15 protein-coding genes and 1 pseudogene are annotated in these 14,913 nt (G+C 60.3%); 8 read left to right on the top strand and 8 right to left on the bottom strand.

The window, feature by feature from the left end:
- Positions 1-95: 95 nt before the first annotated feature.
- Positions 96-1,043 (bottom strand): glutathione synthase, encoded by a 948-nt coding sequence (gene gshB, locus CRO46_RS14065; protein WP_097108426.1) that lies wholly within the window; start codon positions 1,041-1,043, stop codon positions 96-98.
- A gap of 314 nt (positions 1,044-1,357) precedes the next feature.
- On the opposite strand from gshB, the gene CRO46_RS14070 reads away from it, so the two are divergent.
- Both CRO46_RS14070 and CRO46_RS19860 read left to right on the top strand, forming a co-directional pair.
- The gene (locus tag CRO46_RS14070; RefSeq protein WP_179759067.1) at positions 1,358-2,899 is read left to right on the top strand and encodes a sensor histidine kinase; all 1,542 of its coding nucleotides are present in this window, start codon (positions 1,358-1,360) and stop codon (positions 2,897-2,899) included.
- Between the two features lie 107 nt (positions 2,900-3,006).
- A complete protein-coding gene (locus CRO46_RS19860; RefSeq protein WP_143439052.1) occupies positions 3,007-3,252 on the top strand; it encodes a hypothetical protein in 246 nt (81 codons plus the stop codon).
- A 5-nt stretch (positions 3,253-3,257) separates the two neighbouring features.
- Here CRO46_RS19860 and CRO46_RS14080 read toward each other — a convergent pair whose 3' ends face one another.
- Both CRO46_RS14080 and rsmI read right to left on the bottom strand, forming a co-directional pair.
- The gene (locus tag CRO46_RS14080) at positions 3,258-3,626 is read right to left on the bottom strand and encodes a YraN family protein (RefSeq protein ID WP_097108428.1); all 369 of its coding nucleotides are present in this window, start codon (positions 3,624-3,626) and stop codon (positions 3,258-3,260) included.
- Entirely contained in the window at positions 3,623-4,576 is a 954-nt protein-coding gene (rsmI, locus tag CRO46_RS14085) for a 16S rRNA (cytidine(1402)-2'-O)-methyltransferase (RefSeq protein ID WP_097108429.1), read from the bottom strand. Before rsmI ends, CRO46_RS14080 begins: the two co-directional genes overlap by 4 nt.
- 225 nt (positions 4,577-4,801) lie before the next feature.
- Between rsmI and CRO46_RS20365 the strand changes: the two are divergent.
- The 3 genes and pseudogenes from CRO46_RS20365 to CRO46_RS14095 all read left to right on the top strand — a co-directional run bounded on the left by CRO46_RS20365 (position 4,802) and on the right by CRO46_RS14095 (position 7,855).
- A pseudogene (locus CRO46_RS20365) lies at positions 4,802-5,103 on the top strand (GFA family protein).
- A 354-nt stretch (positions 5,104-5,457) separates the two neighbouring features.
- Complete coding sequence (locus CRO46_RS20165) at positions 5,458-5,676, top strand: DUF6500 family protein (protein ID WP_097108430.1); 219 nt, start codon at positions 5,458-5,460, stop codon at positions 5,674-5,676.
- A 148-nt stretch (positions 5,677-5,824) separates the two neighbouring features.
- The gene (locus CRO46_RS14095; RefSeq protein WP_244577900.1) at positions 5,825-7,855 is read left to right on the top strand and encodes a putative bifunctional diguanylate cyclase/phosphodiesterase; all 2,031 of its coding nucleotides are present in this window, start codon (positions 5,825-5,827) and stop codon (positions 7,853-7,855) included.
- A 30-nt stretch (positions 7,856-7,885) separates the two neighbouring features.
- Here CRO46_RS14095 and hemW read toward each other — a convergent pair whose 3' ends face one another.
- The 3 genes from hemW to rph are packed head-to-tail and all read right to left on the bottom strand — an operon-like array spanning position 7,886 to position 10,487.
- A complete protein-coding gene (gene hemW / locus CRO46_RS14100; protein ID WP_097108432.1) occupies positions 7,886-9,106 on the bottom strand; it encodes a radical SAM family heme chaperone HemW in 1,221 nt (406 codons plus the stop codon).
- The gene (locus CRO46_RS14105) at positions 9,103-9,756 is read right to left on the bottom strand and encodes a non-canonical purine NTP pyrophosphatase (RefSeq protein WP_097108433.1); all 654 of its coding nucleotides are present in this window, start codon (positions 9,754-9,756) and stop codon (positions 9,103-9,105) included. The genes hemW and CRO46_RS14105 overlap by 4 nt, the downstream gene beginning before the upstream one ends.
- 5 nt (positions 9,757-9,761) lie before the next feature.
- Positions 9,762-10,487, bottom strand: coding sequence for a ribonuclease PH (gene rph, locus CRO46_RS14110; RefSeq protein WP_097108434.1), 726 nt, complete (start codon positions 10,485-10,487; stop codon positions 9,762-9,764).
- Between the two features lie 192 nt (positions 10,488-10,679).
- Between rph and hrcA the strand changes: the two genes are divergently transcribed.
- The 3 genes from hrcA to CRO46_RS14125 all read left to right on the top strand — a co-directional run bounded on the left by hrcA (position 10,680) and on the right by CRO46_RS14125 (position 13,275).
- Entirely contained in the window at positions 10,680-11,765 is a 1,086-nt protein-coding gene (hrcA, locus tag CRO46_RS14115) for a heat-inducible transcriptional repressor HrcA (RefSeq protein ID WP_097108435.1), read from the top strand.
- Positions 11,766-11,957: 192 nt separating this feature from the next.
- Positions 11,958-12,611, top strand: a complete 654-nt coding sequence (gene grpE, locus CRO46_RS14120; protein WP_097108436.1) for a nucleotide exchange factor GrpE — start codon at positions 11,958-11,960, stop codon at positions 12,609-12,611.
- A 28-nt stretch (positions 12,612-12,639) separates the two neighbouring features.
- A complete protein-coding gene (locus CRO46_RS14125; RefSeq protein ID WP_097108437.1) occupies positions 12,640-13,275 on the top strand; it encodes a trimeric intracellular cation channel family protein in 636 nt (211 codons plus the stop codon).
- A gap of 29 nt (positions 13,276-13,304) precedes the next feature.
- On the opposite strand, the gene CRO46_RS14130 is transcribed toward CRO46_RS14125, so the two are convergent.
- Positions 13,305-14,297, bottom strand: coding sequence for an adenosine kinase (locus CRO46_RS14130; RefSeq protein WP_097108438.1), 993 nt, complete (start codon positions 14,295-14,297; stop codon positions 13,305-13,307).
- Between the two features lie 40 nt (positions 14,298-14,337).
- On the bottom strand, positions 14,338-14,913 hold the full coding sequence (locus CRO46_RS14135) for an AAA family ATPase (protein ID WP_097108439.1): 576 nt from the start codon (positions 14,911-14,913) through the stop codon (positions 14,338-14,340).

The following is a 14,913-nucleotide window of genomic DNA, read 5'->3' on the forward strand; positions in this document are numbered from 1 at the left end:
TAATGCCAGCAAAAGCCGCATCGTCATCCCTTGCGGTTACAACCCGAGGGAACAACGCTTCTGGCCCGGTTTCGTTCAACGCCGGCCGGGGGAGCCTATCGCCGCTTGGATTCCACCGCATCCCAGAACAGTGCGGCGACGTCCGGGCCGCCGAAATTTCTGATTTCGCGCAAGCCTGTCGGCGAGGTGACGTTAATTTCGGTCATCAAGTCGCCGATGATGTCGATGCCCACCAGGATGAAGCCACGCGCTTTCAGCGAGGGGCCGATCCGAGCACAGATTTCCTGCTCGCGGCTGGTCAGTTCACTGTGCTCAGCGCGGCCGCCGACATGCATGTTGGAGCGTGAATCATGCTCGGCCGGCACCCGGTTGATGGCGCCGACGGGCTCGCCGTCGATCAGGATGATGCGCTTGTCGCCGGCGCGTACCGAAGGCAGGTACTTCTGCGCGATGAAGGGTTCGCGGTACATCTGCGCAAACATTTCCAGCAGCGAGGTCATGTTGCGGTCGTCGGGCTTGATGTGGAACACCCCGGCACCGCCATTGCCGTAGAGCGGTTTGAGAATCATGTCGCCGACTTCCTTGCGGAATTCGGCAATCGTCGCCGGATCCCTGGAGATCAGGGTTTTGGGCATCAGGTCGGCAAATTCGGTGACAAAGATCTTCTCCGGTGAATTACGCACCCAGGCCGGATCATTGACCACCAGCGTCTTCGGATGCACCCGCTCAAGCAGGTGCGTCGAGGTGATGTAGGCCATGTCGAATGGAGGATCCTGCCTGAGCAGCACCACGTCCATGTCGGCGAGGTCGATCCGCTCCTGCGGACCGAGTTCGAAATGGTCGCCCTCGACATCGCGCAAGACCATCGGCTCGGCCACGGCCTCGATCCTGCCGTCGCGCATCGACAACTGATCCGGCGTGTAGTGAAACAGCTTGTAGCCCCGGTTTTGTGCTTCCAGCGACATAGCGAAGGTGGAATCGCCGGCGATCCGGATCGAGCTCACATGGTCCATCTGAACCGCGACATTCCTGATCTTGCTCATGGTTTGAAGTCTCCGCCAATCTGTTGGTTTCCACATAGGGCGTGGGTGGGGGCAATTGCAACGGGGTGGGCGCGGTTTTGGCTGTCAAAGCGTGACGGGGCAAAGCCGGAGCCGATTTTGTCAATCGTGGCAAGAAAGGCCGCCTACCTGTTTCACGGCAATGCGAAACCCTATGGAACATCGTTCCCACTGGCGCGTTGAATGAGGCCGGGAAATCAAACGTCTAAACCATTTCGTCGCAAGAAAAACACTTGTGGCCAATGAAATTCATTGCCGCTAAGCGATGCGGTGGTTTGCTCTGCAAAGGATCCTCAATGGTCACTCAAGCGATTGCCGGTTCAGCGAGAGCTGCGATTGCCTTCATTGTCTCTACCCTGCTGATTTATTCTGTCATCATCGGTTCCATCATCTATCAGGGAATTGGCGACCAGCATGAGCGGGCAGGGGCAGCGGCGACGGCTGCAGCCAAGGCAGTGACCATTAACACGGGCTGGATTGTCGAGGTTGCCACCCAGGCGCTGAGACGCATGGACCACGCCCTTGGCAACGAGGTGCAGCCCAATGTAAATGCGACCCTGAGCAGTCTCAGGGACGCTCTCGAAGGGCTTCCATCCAGCGCTAAGGCCTATATCGTCGCCGCCGATGGCGAAACCCTATACACCACCGATTCCAATTTTGTCGAAATCGACATTCGCGACCGTGAATATTTTGCCGAACCGGCGGCGGGCAAGCCATTCTATACATCTTCGCTGCTGATCAGCCGTCTCGATGGCAGCGAGATCTTCACCTTCAGCCGGCGGCTTGAGCGGAAGGGAGTGTTCATTGGAGTGGCGATCATCTCCTTCAACGCGGACCTTCTGGGAGACCTGCTTGAATCGTTGGATTTGGGCGCCGGATCCACCATCGCCGTCCTGCGCTCCGACGGAATGCTGGTCGCGCGTTACCCGCCCGCAGACACATCTCTGGATCTGAGCGGTCACCGACTTTTCACGGAGCTGCTGCCTGCGTCTGACCATGGTGTTTACACAGCACGGTCACCGCTTGACGGTGTCCAGCGAATGGTCAGCTATCAGACGGTGCCCGGTACCGAGCTGATTGCTCTGGCGTCCATTTCCACCGCCGAGACCATGTGGCGGTTCTGGCGCCGTGTCTGGATCTTTCTGCTCATTGTTATTCCGACCACCTTCGCCCTGGCGCTGTGCGCGATCTGGATCATCCGGCTTCTGCAAAAGGATGACCGCCGCAAACAGGAGCTGGAAACCGCACTTACCACCAACACGATGCTGTTTCGCGAGATCCATCATCGGGTCAAGAACAACATGCAGTCGATGCAGTCGCTGGTTCGCATGCAGGATCTTCCCGCCGGCATCAAGACCGACATGCAATTGCGTTTCGCAGCCATGTCGGCTGTGCACGAGCACATGTACAGTCGCGATGCCTATGCGGCACTCGAGGCTCCGGCTTTCATTGCTTCGATCACCAAGACGCTGTCACAGGCCTATGGCTCATCGGCACGGCTGATCCTCGACATTGATCCGCTGTCGGTCAGCCACGAACGTGCAACGCCGCTGGCGCTGCTGGTTACCGAGGTCGTCACAAACGCATTCAAATATGCTGATCTGGACCGTTCTGATTCGACAATAACCATCAGTCTCAAGGGGTTGTCAGATGACATGTCGCGGCTCCTGATTGCCGACAACGGGCCTGGATTCGATCCTGAAACCGTCAGCAAGAAGATGGGAGCCAAGATCATCAAGGCCATGGTTGTACAGCTGGATGGTTCCTACCACTACGAATTTGACAACGGCACCGTGTTTTCAGCCGAGATCAATATCGGCTTCGTCCCGGTCGTCTGAGCAACATCGCTGCTGCCTTCCATAGGTCAGCGACTTTACCCCCGCCCGAGTATCCGGCACAGCCGGTCGATGGTGCGCCGGACTTCCGGCAGCTGACGGTGGTCCTGATGGGTGACGATCCACTGTTCGTGCGCAACTCGGAAATGGGGTCGCCGCGCGCTATATCGATTGTGGCTTCAGCGGAAACTAAACACCGCAGTGTATCGGCCGGCGTGCAGGCGATGGCATCGATGTTGTCGAGCAAGGCCATGTCGTCCGACAGCGCGACAAACTGTCTACCCCAATGCCTGGATGATGAGCTGCAAGCTCGCGTGATGCCCGACCCGGTTGCAGCAGAGCAGACTCCGCAATGAGCTGGTCAGAACGCATCCTCGAGGTGGGCCGGCCAGGCCCACGGGCTGACCACCACGATGTCATGACGCCAGGACAGGCGCGCAGAATCGATCTGCCGGCTTATGAACACTTCGCCCGCAGCCGCAATCCGCCTCTGTGCCGGATAGCGCACGGCATCGACGCCCGCAGCCAGCTCCCGGCGCGCCTTGACTTCGACGAAGGCGACAAGATCGCCCTTGCGCGCCACGATGTCGATTTCGCCAACCGGGGTGCGGTACCGTAGCCTCACGATCCGGTAGCCCTTGAGCATCAGCGCAAACGCGGCAAGATACTCCGCGCGCCGGCCCTTGCGCTCGGAGCGCCGTTTTCGAGCAAGCCTGCCGTCCCCGTTCACGCTCCGCCTTCCGGTGAGGCAGCCTTCATGGCAAGCAGTCGCGCATAAAGCTGCTTGCGCGGAAGTCCGGTCAACCTGGCTGCTTCCGTTGCAGCCTTTCCGGCTGGCAGATCGGCCGCCAACCGGGTGAGCATTGCGTCGGCATCCTCATTCGATGGCGCCGGCGTTGTTCCGGGACCGATCACCAGCACGATCTCGCCACGAACTGCCTCGTCTTCGTACTGGACGGCAAGCTCACCCAGCGTGCCGCGGCGGATCTCCTCGTAGGCCTTGGTAAGTTCCCGGCAGACCGCGGCCGGACGGTCGGCACCTAGGACTTCAGCCGCAGATTTCAGCGAGGCTGCCAGCCGGTTGGGGCTTTCGAAGAACATCAGCGTCGCCTCGGTGGTCGCAAACCGGCCGTAACGCTCGCGCCGCGCCTTGTCCTTTGTCGGCAGGAAGCCGGCAAACAGGAACGCATCGCTGGGCAGGCCGGAAGCCACCAGCGCCGCCATCGGCGCCGAGGCCCCCGGGACCGGGATCACCGCAATGCCTGCCTCGATCGCGGTTTGCGAAATCCGATAGCCGGGGTCTGAGACCAGCGGTGTCCCGGCATCGGAAATCAGTGCCACGCTCCTGCCCGCCTCCAAGGCCTCCATCAGCTTCGGCCCGACGCGCTCGGCATTGTGTTCATGGTAGGCATGGGGCCGTGTGGCGATGCCGAAACGGTCAAGCAGCACCCGGCTGACCCTTGTATCCTCGCAGGCGATGATGTCGGCGCCGGCCAGCGTCTCCAGCCCACGGATGGTCATGTCGCCCAGATTGCCGATCGGCGTGGACACCAGGTAAAGCCCCGGCTCAAGCGGGCGCGCCGCAATTTCGTGCGCCGCGATGTGAAAGCTCTGCGAAACCGGTACCGCTGCCGTATCCTGTCCGCCGTCGCTTGTGGCACCTGGTTTGCTGCCTCTCATGTCCGCTCCGCTTCTGCACTGCCTGACTGGGATCCAGCTCCGTCAGTTTTGAGTGTCCGGCGGGTTTAGCAGAATTTTGAGTGGGTGCGCGAGAGAGATATGATATTGGCACTAGTGAACAGTTTTGGCTTGGCTGAAAAGGCCACGCGCAGGACGCGACCACCGGCATCAGGGATGCCTTCAAGGTCCGGATCTGAAGCAGGTTGGGGTGAAGACATGGAGGCAATGCAAGGTGGATGCTTGTGCGGGAGGATCCGGTACGAGGTCTCGAACCAGCCTGCCAGAACCACGATGTGTCACTGCAGGTTCTGTCAGAAATCCACTGGCGCACCTATATGGTTCAACCCGCCTACGAAGCTGCCAGCTTCTCCCTGATCAAGGGCAGCCCGAAGATATACACGCATCTGTCCGAGGGCAGCGGAAAGGCGATCCATATCAATTTCTGCGATACTTGCGGCACCAAGCTTTTTCCAGACATTCGAACGCTTCGAAGGAGCGGTCGGTGTCTACAGGGGAACACTGGATGAGCCCAACCGTATCCAGATCACTCCTGAAAACTCCAAGCACATTTTCGTGGGCGTAGCGCAGACCGAGACACTGATCCCGGCTCATACTCCCGTCTTCGTGGAACACGCAGGTCACAACGACGGAACACCGGCTGAGCCCATGGTGTTCGACGCCCCGAAGACAACCGCCGACTTGTGGCAAGGCCCCAAGTCCGTTTGCGCCCGTGTCCTGCAAGTGTAAGCTTGATCAAGCGGCTGTATTTCAGCGTCCTATGACCACCGCGGCGAGCCAGGCATCATTGATGGGGTTCGCTGCTCCTGTCAGGTCTTGACCCGGCGAGATGCCATTGAGGAACAAGGGCTCGGGAGACGTCAATGAGACAATTGCTGCGACAGAAAGTCATCGGGATCTGCGATGTCAGGATTGCGCGCAGGGGCGACGGTGCCGGGCTGTCCTTTTACGCATCCTTTGCCAACAGGAATGACGATCCGGAACTGCTGATGGAAGCCACGACTTGGTGGATCAGAACTTACAAGCTGGACCACTTTTGTAAGGCCGCGAAAATGAGGCAGATGCTTCTCGATCATGCCTGAATCTGATTGCATGCACTGAACTCTTGAGACCAAACCTCCAACTGACCACAGGCTCAGTATATCAGGCGCGCGATACCTGAGATGATCCGTAGGACCAGACCGCGGGCGAACAAGCCACCGGATCGGTGACGGCAACGAGGCGGATTTCTTGTATCCGAACTCGATCAGGAAACTCAATCTTAATATGCACTATGTAGTACTTGCTAAACAAATCTGTTTCAAAAAAATGGCGTCAGACGTGTTGAAAAAATTGTTGCTGCAGGCAAAGCGCCTGGTCTTGGCTCCATCCCACAATGCTGAGTTGCTAAAAGCACAGTTTGAGGTCTTCTCGAGCCAGGTCCCATTGATGTACTCCATCGTGCTGGTGAACGCATGGGCGCTGGCCTTCATGTTCAAGTCAGAAGCGCCGGTATGGCTCTCAGTCTGGATCCCAGCTGGACTTTCCCTGGTGTGCATTCTCCGCCTGCTCGGATGGTGGCGGTCGAGGAAAGTAGTTCCCTCGCCAGAGACTGCCCGCAAGGCGTTGCTACGGACCAACCAGTTCAGCTTTCTGCTGACCATCGCCCTCGCAACCTGGGCATTGATGTTGTTTCCCTATGGCGATTCCTACGCCCGCGGCAATATAGCCTTTTTCGTCGGCATTACCGGTCTGGGTGTCATCATCTGCCTGCAACAATTGCCGTCAGCTGCCTTGATTGTCGCGGCCGTCATCAACACCGCTTTCGTGGTCTATTTCAGCTCCGCCGGGTTCACCTCCTTTGTGGTAATGTCGGTCAATCTTGCGCTTGTCTCCACCGCCATGTTGCTGGTGGTCAAAGTGCAGTTCCGGCACTTTGCCGGTGCCGTCAGCGCGCGGACCAAGCTGGAGGCGGCCAACCGCGAGAACGCACGGCTTGCCAATCTCGACAGCCTGACGGGCCTGCCCAACCGGCGCCAGTTCTTCGCTCATCTCGAAACGGTTTTTGCGGAAGCGGGTAGCAACCGTCTTGCGGTGGGCATCATCGATCTCGATGGCTTCAAGCCGGTCAACGACCTTTACGGCCACTCGGTTGGGGACAGCCTGCTGTTCGAGGTTGGTCAGCGCCTTTCGGCGCTTGCCGGCACCAACACGCATATCTCGCGGCTCGGCGGGGATGAATTCGCCGTAACGGTCACGGAGTGTCCCGGGAACACTGAACTGATGGGCCTTGGCGAGAAGATCTGCGCGGCATTGCGCAGTCCTTTCGTACTGACCGAGGCGACGGTGCAAATCTCCGGCTCAATCGGTTTTTCCGTCTACCCGGACCTCGCAAGCGACGTCCACCAGCTCTACGAAAGAGCCGATTATGCCCTTTACCAAGGCAAGCGCAGCAACCGTGGGCAGGTGCAGGTGTTCACCGCCGAGCACGTTATTGCCATTGAGCAGAATAACCAGATCGAGCAAGTTCTCAGCCGGGCGGATCTCGAGGCGGAACTGACGGTATTCTTCCAGCCGATCATTGATGTCCGGGAGGAACGAACAGTGGCGTTCGAGGCTCTGGCGCGCTGGAACAGCCCGGAACTGGGAAGAGTATCGCCGGATGCTTTCATTCCAGTCGCTGAGCGAACTGGCCAGATCGGTACTCTGACCTGCATATTGCTGAAGAAGGCGCTCGCTGCAGCCGGCGCTTGGCCGGACGACGTTCGGCTCTCGTTCAATCTGTCCACCCACGATATCAGTTCGTCCGACGGCGTGACGACAATCGTCGGCATCATAATGTCGAGTGGAATTGATCCGCGGCGGCTCGACCTGGAGATCACCGAAACAGCGATGATGTATGATTTCGTTCAGGCCAAGACGTCCATTGATGTGCTCAAGCTTTTGGGCTGTGGAATTGCCCTTGATGATTTTGGAACGGGGTATTCCAGTCTCAGCCAGTTGCACGCTCTGCCGCTGACCAAACTCAAGATCGACCGCAGCTTCGTCTCGGATTTGCACAAGAACCCGGCCAGTTACAAGATTGTCAAATCATTGCTGGCGCTGAGCCAGGACATGGGGATCGGTTGCGTTGTTGAAGGAATCGAGACCAGTGAGGAGCTCGATGCCTTGAAAAAACTCGGCGGGGTGCTGGTTCAGGGCTATTATTATTCGCCCCCGGTTGCCGAGAACGAGACCGGCAAGTTTCTTTCCGAGTCAGACGCGGCCCGAAAGGCGGGATAGTCAGGACGGCATGGTAGCCGGCACTTACGCTCATATAGCCAGATCGGCCACCACGGCGTCTAGCACAAGCATGCCCGCTGGCGTGCAGCGGATCCGGTCCGTGCCCATCTGTTCGATCATGCCGTGATGAATAAGAAAATCCGTCCGGTCGCGGTCAAGGTCGCGTCCGGACAGTGCGCGCCAGCGCTTGAGATCGATCCCTTCGCGCAGACGCAAGCCCATTAACAGCAACTCGTCGGCCTGTTCGGTCGCAGAAAGTTCGCTGGTTTCAATCATGCCATGGCCGTTCTCGGCGACCAGCTTCAGCCATTGCTCCGGTGTCCGCTCGGTCGCCGTGGCGATCTTGCCGGCTTTGGTCGACAAGCGGCCATGCGCGCCCGGCCCGATGCCGGCATAATCGCCATAACGCCAGTAAGTCAGATTGTGGCGGCTTTCCGCACCGGGGCGGGCGTGGTTGGAGACTTCATAGGCGGGCAGTCCGTGACGTTCACAGACCTGCCGTGTGAGCTCGTAGAGTTCGGCCGACAGCTCTCCGTCGGGCACGATCAGCTTGCCCGCCTTGTGCAGCCCGTAGAACGGCGTGCCTTCCTCGATTGTCAGCTGGTACAGCGACAGGTGATCAGCAGCCAGCGAGATGGCTTCTTCCAGCTCCGAGGCCCAGGCGTCTGCGGTCTGGTCCGGCCGGGCATAGATCAGGTCGAACGACATGCGCGGAAAGATGTCGCGCGCCAGTCCGATGGCCTTCAAGGCCTCGGCCCGGTCGTGCAAGCGGCCCAGCCTCTTCAGATCTGCATCATTGAGCGCCTGCACACCCATCGATACCCGGTTGACGCCGGCCTGCCTGTAACCGCGGAAGCGGCCCGCCTCGACGCTGGAGGGATTGGCTTCGAGCGTGATCTCGATGCCCTCGGGCACCACCCATGCCGCGCGCACCGCATCGAGAATGGCGCCGACCGTGTCGGGCGACATTAGAGAGGGCGTGCCGCCACCAAAGAAGATACTGGTAACCACCTGAGGCCCCGACAGCAATCGCATCGCTGCGATTTCTTGCTGGAAGGCGCTGACATAGGCCTGCTGGTCGATGCCGGCATGCCGCACATGGCTGTTGAAATCGCAATAAGGGCATTTGGCGGCACAGAATGGCCAGTGCAGATAGATTCCGAAACCCGGCTTGCCTGTGTCGGGGGCCATGCTGTCCGGAGCTGATCCGCCAGCTGCGAAGTTCGTGTCGGGGTGCGGGGACGTGTTCATGTGGCGGCTACACCAAGGCGTTGTTCTGCAAACAGCTTGAAAGCACGCGCCCGGTGCGACAGTGCGGTCGCCTGCCCGGGCTTCCAGCCATGCTTTTCCTCGGCAGGCATTTCACCGAAAGTTCTTTCGTGGCCGTCGGGTTGGAACACCGGGTCGTAGCCGAAGCCGAGCGAGCCCCGTGGCGGCCAGACCAGAACCCCATCCGCCTCGCCGCGGTAGAAGCTGACATCGCCGTCAGGCGTCGCCAGGCACAATACGCTGACAAACCGCCCGGTGCGTTGCGATTCGCTGTCGGCACCCCGAGCCCGCAGACAGTCCTCGACCTTTTGCATGGCGACCTGGAAATCGCGGCTTCCGTCTTCCAAAGTGGCCCAGTCTGCCGTGTAGACGCCGGGCGCGCCATCAAGCGCATCAACGACCAGGCCGGAATCATCTGACAGTGCGACCAGCCCGGAAGCCTTCGCCGCGGCCAGCGCCTTGGTTGCGGCGTTGGCCTCGAAGGTGTCGCCGGTCTCGTCCGGTTCGGGCAGGCCGAGTTCGGCCGCCGAGCTGACAGTGACTCCAAGTGGCTCGCACAGATCGCGGATCTCCGAGATCTTGCCGGTATTGTGGCTGGCGACCAGAAGTTTGGTCAGGGGCGCGTTGGTCATGGCTGTTACAGCGGTCCTGCGACCACGTCCTTTTGCATGGTAACAAGTTCGGCGATGCCGTTCTTGGCCAGTTCCATGAGCTCCAGCAGCTGCTCCTGGGTGAAGGGCTCGGCCTCCGCAGTGCCCTGGATTTCGACGATGCCGCCGGATCCCGTCATGACGAAGTTGGCGTCGGTCTCGGCAGCGGAATCCTCGAGATAATCGAGATCGATCACCGGCTGCGAGGCAAAAATGCCGCACGACACGGCAGCGACGTGATCCTTGAGCACCCGCTCGGTCCGTACCATGGCGCGCGCTTCCATCCACTTGAGGCAGTCATGCAGCGCGATCCATGCGCCGGTGATCGCCGCGGTCCGTGTGCCGCCATCGGCCTGGATGACATCGCAGTCGACCGTGATCTGGCGTTCGCCCAATTCCTTGAGATCGACCACGGCACGCAGCGAGCGGCCGATCAGGCGCTGGATCTCCAGTGTCCGGCCGCCCTGTTTGCCCGCTGTCGCTTCGCGGCGCATGCGGTCACCGGTCGCGCGCGGCAGCATGCCGTATTCGGCCGTCACCCAACCCTTGCCGCCATTGCGCAGCCACGGCGGAACCCGTTCCTCCAAGCTCGCCGTGCACAACACATGGGTGTCGCCGAACTTGACCAGGCATGAGCCTTCCGCGTGCTTGGACACGTTACGCTCAAAACTGACCGCCCGCATTTTGTCTGTGTTACGACCCGATGGGCGCATCATGTTTCTCCCGTTTTCAAAGTTTGCCGCCTTCTACCGGTGGCAGCTGCATGATGCAAAGAAAAAGCGTCCAGCTGTCGTGAGTGCCCACATGCCCGGTCTGCATGACGATGCCTTGCCCCTTTCGCGTTGCTGCGCAACTGCCTATATTCCAGCCGAGGGTATGTCAGAGGCAGCCTGCAGGACATTAAAATGACCATGAACACGCCTTCCGTTTCTGCTGATCTCGTCGGAGCGTTGGACGAGCGCTCGCGCGAGATTTTCCGCGCGCTTGTCGAAAGCTATATGGAATCGGGCGACCCGCTCGGCTCGCGCAGCCTGTCGCGCATGTTGCCGATGTCGCTGTCACCGGCCTCGATCCGCAATGTGATGAGCGATCTTGAGGATCTCGGCCTGATCTATGCGCCGCATGTCAGCGCGGGACGGCTGCCCACCCAGAAGGGGTTGCGCTTCTTTGTCGACGCCTTCATGCAGGTCGGCGATCTGCAGCCTGAGATGCGCCAGACCATCGAGCGACAGGTTCATTCGGAAGACACCAGCCGCCCGGTTGAAACCCTGCTGACCGAAGCAAGCCAGATGCTGTCGGGCATGACCCGCGGGGCGGGGCTCGTCATCGCCGCCAAACAAGATGCTACCATCCGCCATATCGAATTTATCCGGCTTGACCCGAAACGCGCGCTTGTGGTGCTGGTCGGCGGCAACGACCAGGTCGAGAACCGGATCATGGAGCTGCCCGACGGTGTCACGGCAGGTCAGTTGATCGAAGCGGCCAACTTCCTCAATGCCCACCTGGCCGGACGCACCATGGGCGAGGTCCGCAGCGAACTCGAACGCATTACCGCCGAAGTCCGCTCCGAGCTCGACCTGCTGTCGCAGGACCTTGTCGAGCGCGGGCTTGCGGTCTGGGCCGGCAGTCGCGACGGTGCCGGGACCGCACGGCTGATCGTGCGCGGCCGCGGCAACCTGCTCGAAGGCCTGAGCGCCGGCGAGGAACTCGACCGGCTCAAGCTGCTGTTCGATGAACTCGAGCGCAAGGAAAGCCTGATCGAACTGATGACGCTTGCAGAAGAGGGATCGGGCGTGCGCATTTTCATCGGTTCGGAGAACAAGCTCTTCTCCCTGTCCGGCTCGTCCCTGATTGTGGCGCCCTGGCGCGACGGCGAAGACAAGGTCGTCGGCGCCGTCGGCATCATCGGACCGACCCGGCTGAATTATTCACGCATCGTGCCGATGGTCGATTACACCGCCCAGCTGGTTTCACGGCTGGTGCGCAAGTAGCGTCAGACCGAAAGCCCGGTCAGCAGGAAACAGATAGCACGCATCAGCTGGATTCCCCATTGATCGGAATGCCTGCGCACTCCCGCGGCGCTGTGGGCCTTGATTTTTGCTGCCCGAACGTCGATATGCGAGGCATCTATCCGGGTCATGGCGTAATACGCAGACCCAAGACATTATCAAAACAGTCAGGACATGCACAACATGAGCGATGAAAGCCAGGGCCGCGAACACGACAACCCGCAGGCAGACGCCGCATCCAAGGCTGAGGAAGCCGCAGCAGCACCCGCCCCGGAAACGGAACCCGATCCGGTCGAAGTGCTCAAGGCCGAGGTTTCCGACCTCAGGGACCAGCGGCTGCGCATGGCGGCCGAGATGGAAAACCTGCGCCGCCGCACCGCGCGCGAGATCAAGGATGCCAAGACCTTTGCAATCTCGGGCTTTGCCCGTGACATGCTGCAGGTTTCCGACAATCTCCAGCGCGCTCTTGCTGCCGTGCCGGAGCAGGGCGAGACCACGGATGACAATGGTCTGAAAACCCTTGTCGAGGGCGTTGAACTGACCGAGCGCGCGATGATCTCGACGCTGGAACGTCACGGGGTGCGCAAGCTTGAGCCGATGGGCCAGAAGTTCGACCCGAACTACCACCAGGCGATGTACGAGGTTCCCAACACCGAGGTTGCCAACAACACGGTAGTTGATGTGATCCAGCCCGGTTACGTGATCGGCGACCGCATGCTGCGCCCGGCCATGGTCGGTGTCTCCAAGGGTGGGCCGAAAGATGCTGCCCCTACGGCAGACGCCCCGGAATCCGATGGACCGGACCCGGCCTCGGGTTACGACGTCTGAGCTGATTTTCGGCGGGGAAGGAAGATTTATGAACCCGCTTGAAGCACTTGATTATGCCGGTGTCGCCGTCTTTGCCGCCACCGGCGCACTGGCGGCGTCGCGCAAGCAGCTTGACATGATCGGTTTCGTGTTTCTGGCCGCTGTCACCGGCATCGGCGGAGGTACTTTCCGCGACATCGTGCTCGGCGCCACCCCGGTGTTCTGGGTTAACAATCCCACCTACCTGATCGTCTGCGTCATCGTCGCCGTGCTTGTGTATTTCACCGCTCATCTGGTGGAATCGCGCTACCGCTTGCTGCTCTGGCTCGATGCTGCCGGCTTGTCGGCCTACGCGGTCATGGGCGCCGCCAAGGGACTGGCGCTTAGCGGCTCGCCGATCGTGGCCATAGTGACCGGCATGATGACGGCGACGCTGGGCGGCATCCTGCGGGATCTGTTGTCAGGCGAACCGTCAGTGTTGATGCGGCCTGAAATCTACGTTTCTGCGGCTCTGGTCGGCGCCGGTGGGTTCGTTGTTGCCAGCCTGCTTGGCGCGCCGTTGATAGTTGCCTCAGCCGTTGGCGTTGTTGCCGCATTTGCTGTCCGCGGTGGCGCCATTCGCTACAGCTGGGCATTCACCCCCTACCGCTCCCGCGCCGGACGGCCGCCCGAAGACGTGATTTAACTCTTTGTCAGTCTCCGGTTGGCCGGCACTCAGCCAAGTCCGGCCTTGCTTGCGGCATCCTTGAGAGACAGTTGCGGCCGCGGCCCAATCTGCTGGATAACAAGGCCGGCGGCCAGGCTTCCCAGCCTGCCGCAGACATCAAGCGGCTTGCCATTTGCATAGCCGTGCAGGAAGCCCGCCGCGTAGAGATCTCCGGCGCCGGTGGTGTCAACCAGCTCGTCGATGTCGATGGCGTCGATGTCATGACGTTCGTCACCGCGCACAATCACCGAGCCGTGCTCCGAGCGGGTAATGATGGCGAGCTTGCAGTCCTTGCGGATCTGCGAGACGGCATGCTCGAAATCGTCGGTTTCGTAGAGCGATTTGGCCTCATCGGCATTGGCAAACACGATGTCGACGGTGCCCGAGCGCATCAGCTCCAGAAACTCTTCGCGGTACCGCGCGACGCAGAACGGATCAGACAGCGTGATCGAGGTCTCGCGGCCGTTGCCGTGCGCAATCTCGGCGCAAAGCCGGATCGCATCCTTGGCCCGCGGTGGGTCCCACAGATAGCCTTCGAAATAGGTCACCTTTGCATCGGCCACCACATCTTCCTCGATGTCTTCAGGCCCAAGTTCGACGCAAGCACCGAGATAGGTGTTCATCGAGCGCTCGCCATCGGGCGTGATGAAGATCATCGATCGCGCCGTTGGCGGGGTGCCGTCGAGCGGCTTGGTATCGAAATGAACGCCAAGCGCGCGGATGTCGTGCGTGAAGATCTCGCCCAGCTGGTCGGCGGAGACCTTGCCGAAATAGGCCGAACGACTGCCGAAACTGGCAATCCCCGCAGCCGTGTTGCCGGCGCTGCCGCCCGACGCCTCGATCGCCGGTCCCATGTGCGAATAGAGCAGCTTGGCCCGTTCGGCGTCGATAAGGTTCATCGCGCCCTTGATGATGGAGTTGTCGGCGAGGAAGGCCTCGTCACAGCGGGCAATGATATCGACAATGGCATTGCCGATGCAAAGGACATCAAAACGGCTCATGAGGACTCTTGTCTGTTTGCGCGAGGGGTTCGGCTCTTTCTTAACCTTTTTGGGCACGATTGGAAGGCTTGAGCTTTGGCAATTCGGCCAATGCCTGCTCGACGAACGTTACCCTGTCAGGAACGGGCAGGCGCGGAACCTCAACCAGATCGTACCCTGCCTCGGCATAAGCAGCGGTATTGACTTCGTAATCCCGGAGCGCAAACTGGAAATCGTGCTGTCGCTCGGCGTCTTGCTCAAAGATTTCTCGCCACGGCGGGCAGACGAATACCGGCTGGTCGAACCGGCGCACGATAGCGGCCTGTAGCATCTGTTCAGGCACAGGTTGCGAGATTACCGTACAATAGGCGATTGCCTCGACAAAACTGCGGTCGTGAATAACCCACTTGGCATCCGAAATCCGGACCTGGTCGAAAGCAGCAATCGAGCGCGCGAAGAGGAGGTGCATGAACGCAGCACGGTCTTCCCAGGGCAATGCCGCCCCCTGGGCCGCCAACTGTTCAGCGACAATCTGTCTGCCAGCCTCCGGAACTGTGCGGTATCCCTTTTCTGAAAGCGCTGCGATCAGGCTGGATTTGCCTGCACCGGACGCACCGGTGATTACGAAGTTTGCCAT

The organism is Parahoeflea halophila (assembly GCF_900220985.1).
Classification (GTDB): Bacteria; Pseudomonadota; Alphaproteobacteria; order Rhizobiales; family Rhizobiaceae; genus Hoeflea; species Hoeflea halophila.

Excerpts from the sequence above, each read along its gene's own strand:
- CRO46_RS14105 (WP_097108433.1), bottom strand. The coding sequence starts at position 9,756 with ATGACCAACGCGCCCCTGACCAAACTTCTGGTCGCCAGCCACAATACC.
- CRO46_RS20165 (WP_097108430.1), top strand. The coding sequence starts at position 5,458 with ATGAGACAATTGCTGCGACAGAAAGTCATCGGGATCTGCGATGTCAGG.
- CRO46_RS14070 (WP_179759067.1), top strand. The coding sequence starts at position 1,358 with ATGGTCACTCAAGCGATTGCCGGTTCAGCGAGAGCTGCGATTGCCTTC.
- rsmI (WP_097108429.1), bottom strand. The coding sequence starts at position 4,576 with ATGAGAGGCAGCAAACCAGGTGCCACAAGCGACGGCGGACAGGATACG.
- CRO46_RS14130 (WP_097108438.1), bottom strand. The coding sequence starts at position 14,297 with ATGAGCCGTTTTGATGTCCTTTGCATCGGCAATGCCATTGTCGATATC.
- CRO46_RS19860 (WP_143439052.1), top strand. The coding sequence starts at position 3,007 with ATGGGTGACGATCCACTGTTCGTGCGCAACTCGGAAATGGGGTCGCCG.
- CRO46_RS14125 (WP_097108437.1), top strand. The coding sequence starts at position 12,640 with ATGAACCCGCTTGAAGCACTTGATTATGCCGGTGTCGCCGTCTTTGCC.
- grpE (WP_097108436.1), top strand. The coding sequence starts at position 11,958 with ATGCACAACATGAGCGATGAAAGCCAGGGCCGCGAACACGACAACCCG.
- hemW (WP_097108432.1), bottom strand. The coding sequence starts at position 9,106 with ATGAACACGTCCCCGCACCCCGACACGAACTTCGCAGCTGGCGGATCA.
- rph (WP_097108434.1), bottom strand. The coding sequence starts at position 10,487 with ATGCGCCCATCGGGTCGTAACACAGACAAAATGCGGGCGGTCAGTTTT.
- gshB (WP_097108426.1), bottom strand. The coding sequence starts at position 1,043 with ATGAGCAAGATCAGGAATGTCGCGGTTCAGATGGACCATGTGAGCTCG.
- CRO46_RS14135 (WP_097108439.1), bottom strand. The coding sequence starts at position 14,913 with ATGGCAAACTTCGTAATCACCGGTGCGTCCGGTGCAGGCAAATCCAGC.
- hrcA (WP_097108435.1), top strand. The coding sequence starts at position 10,680 with ATGACCATGAACACGCCTTCCGTTTCTGCTGATCTCGTCGGAGCGTTG.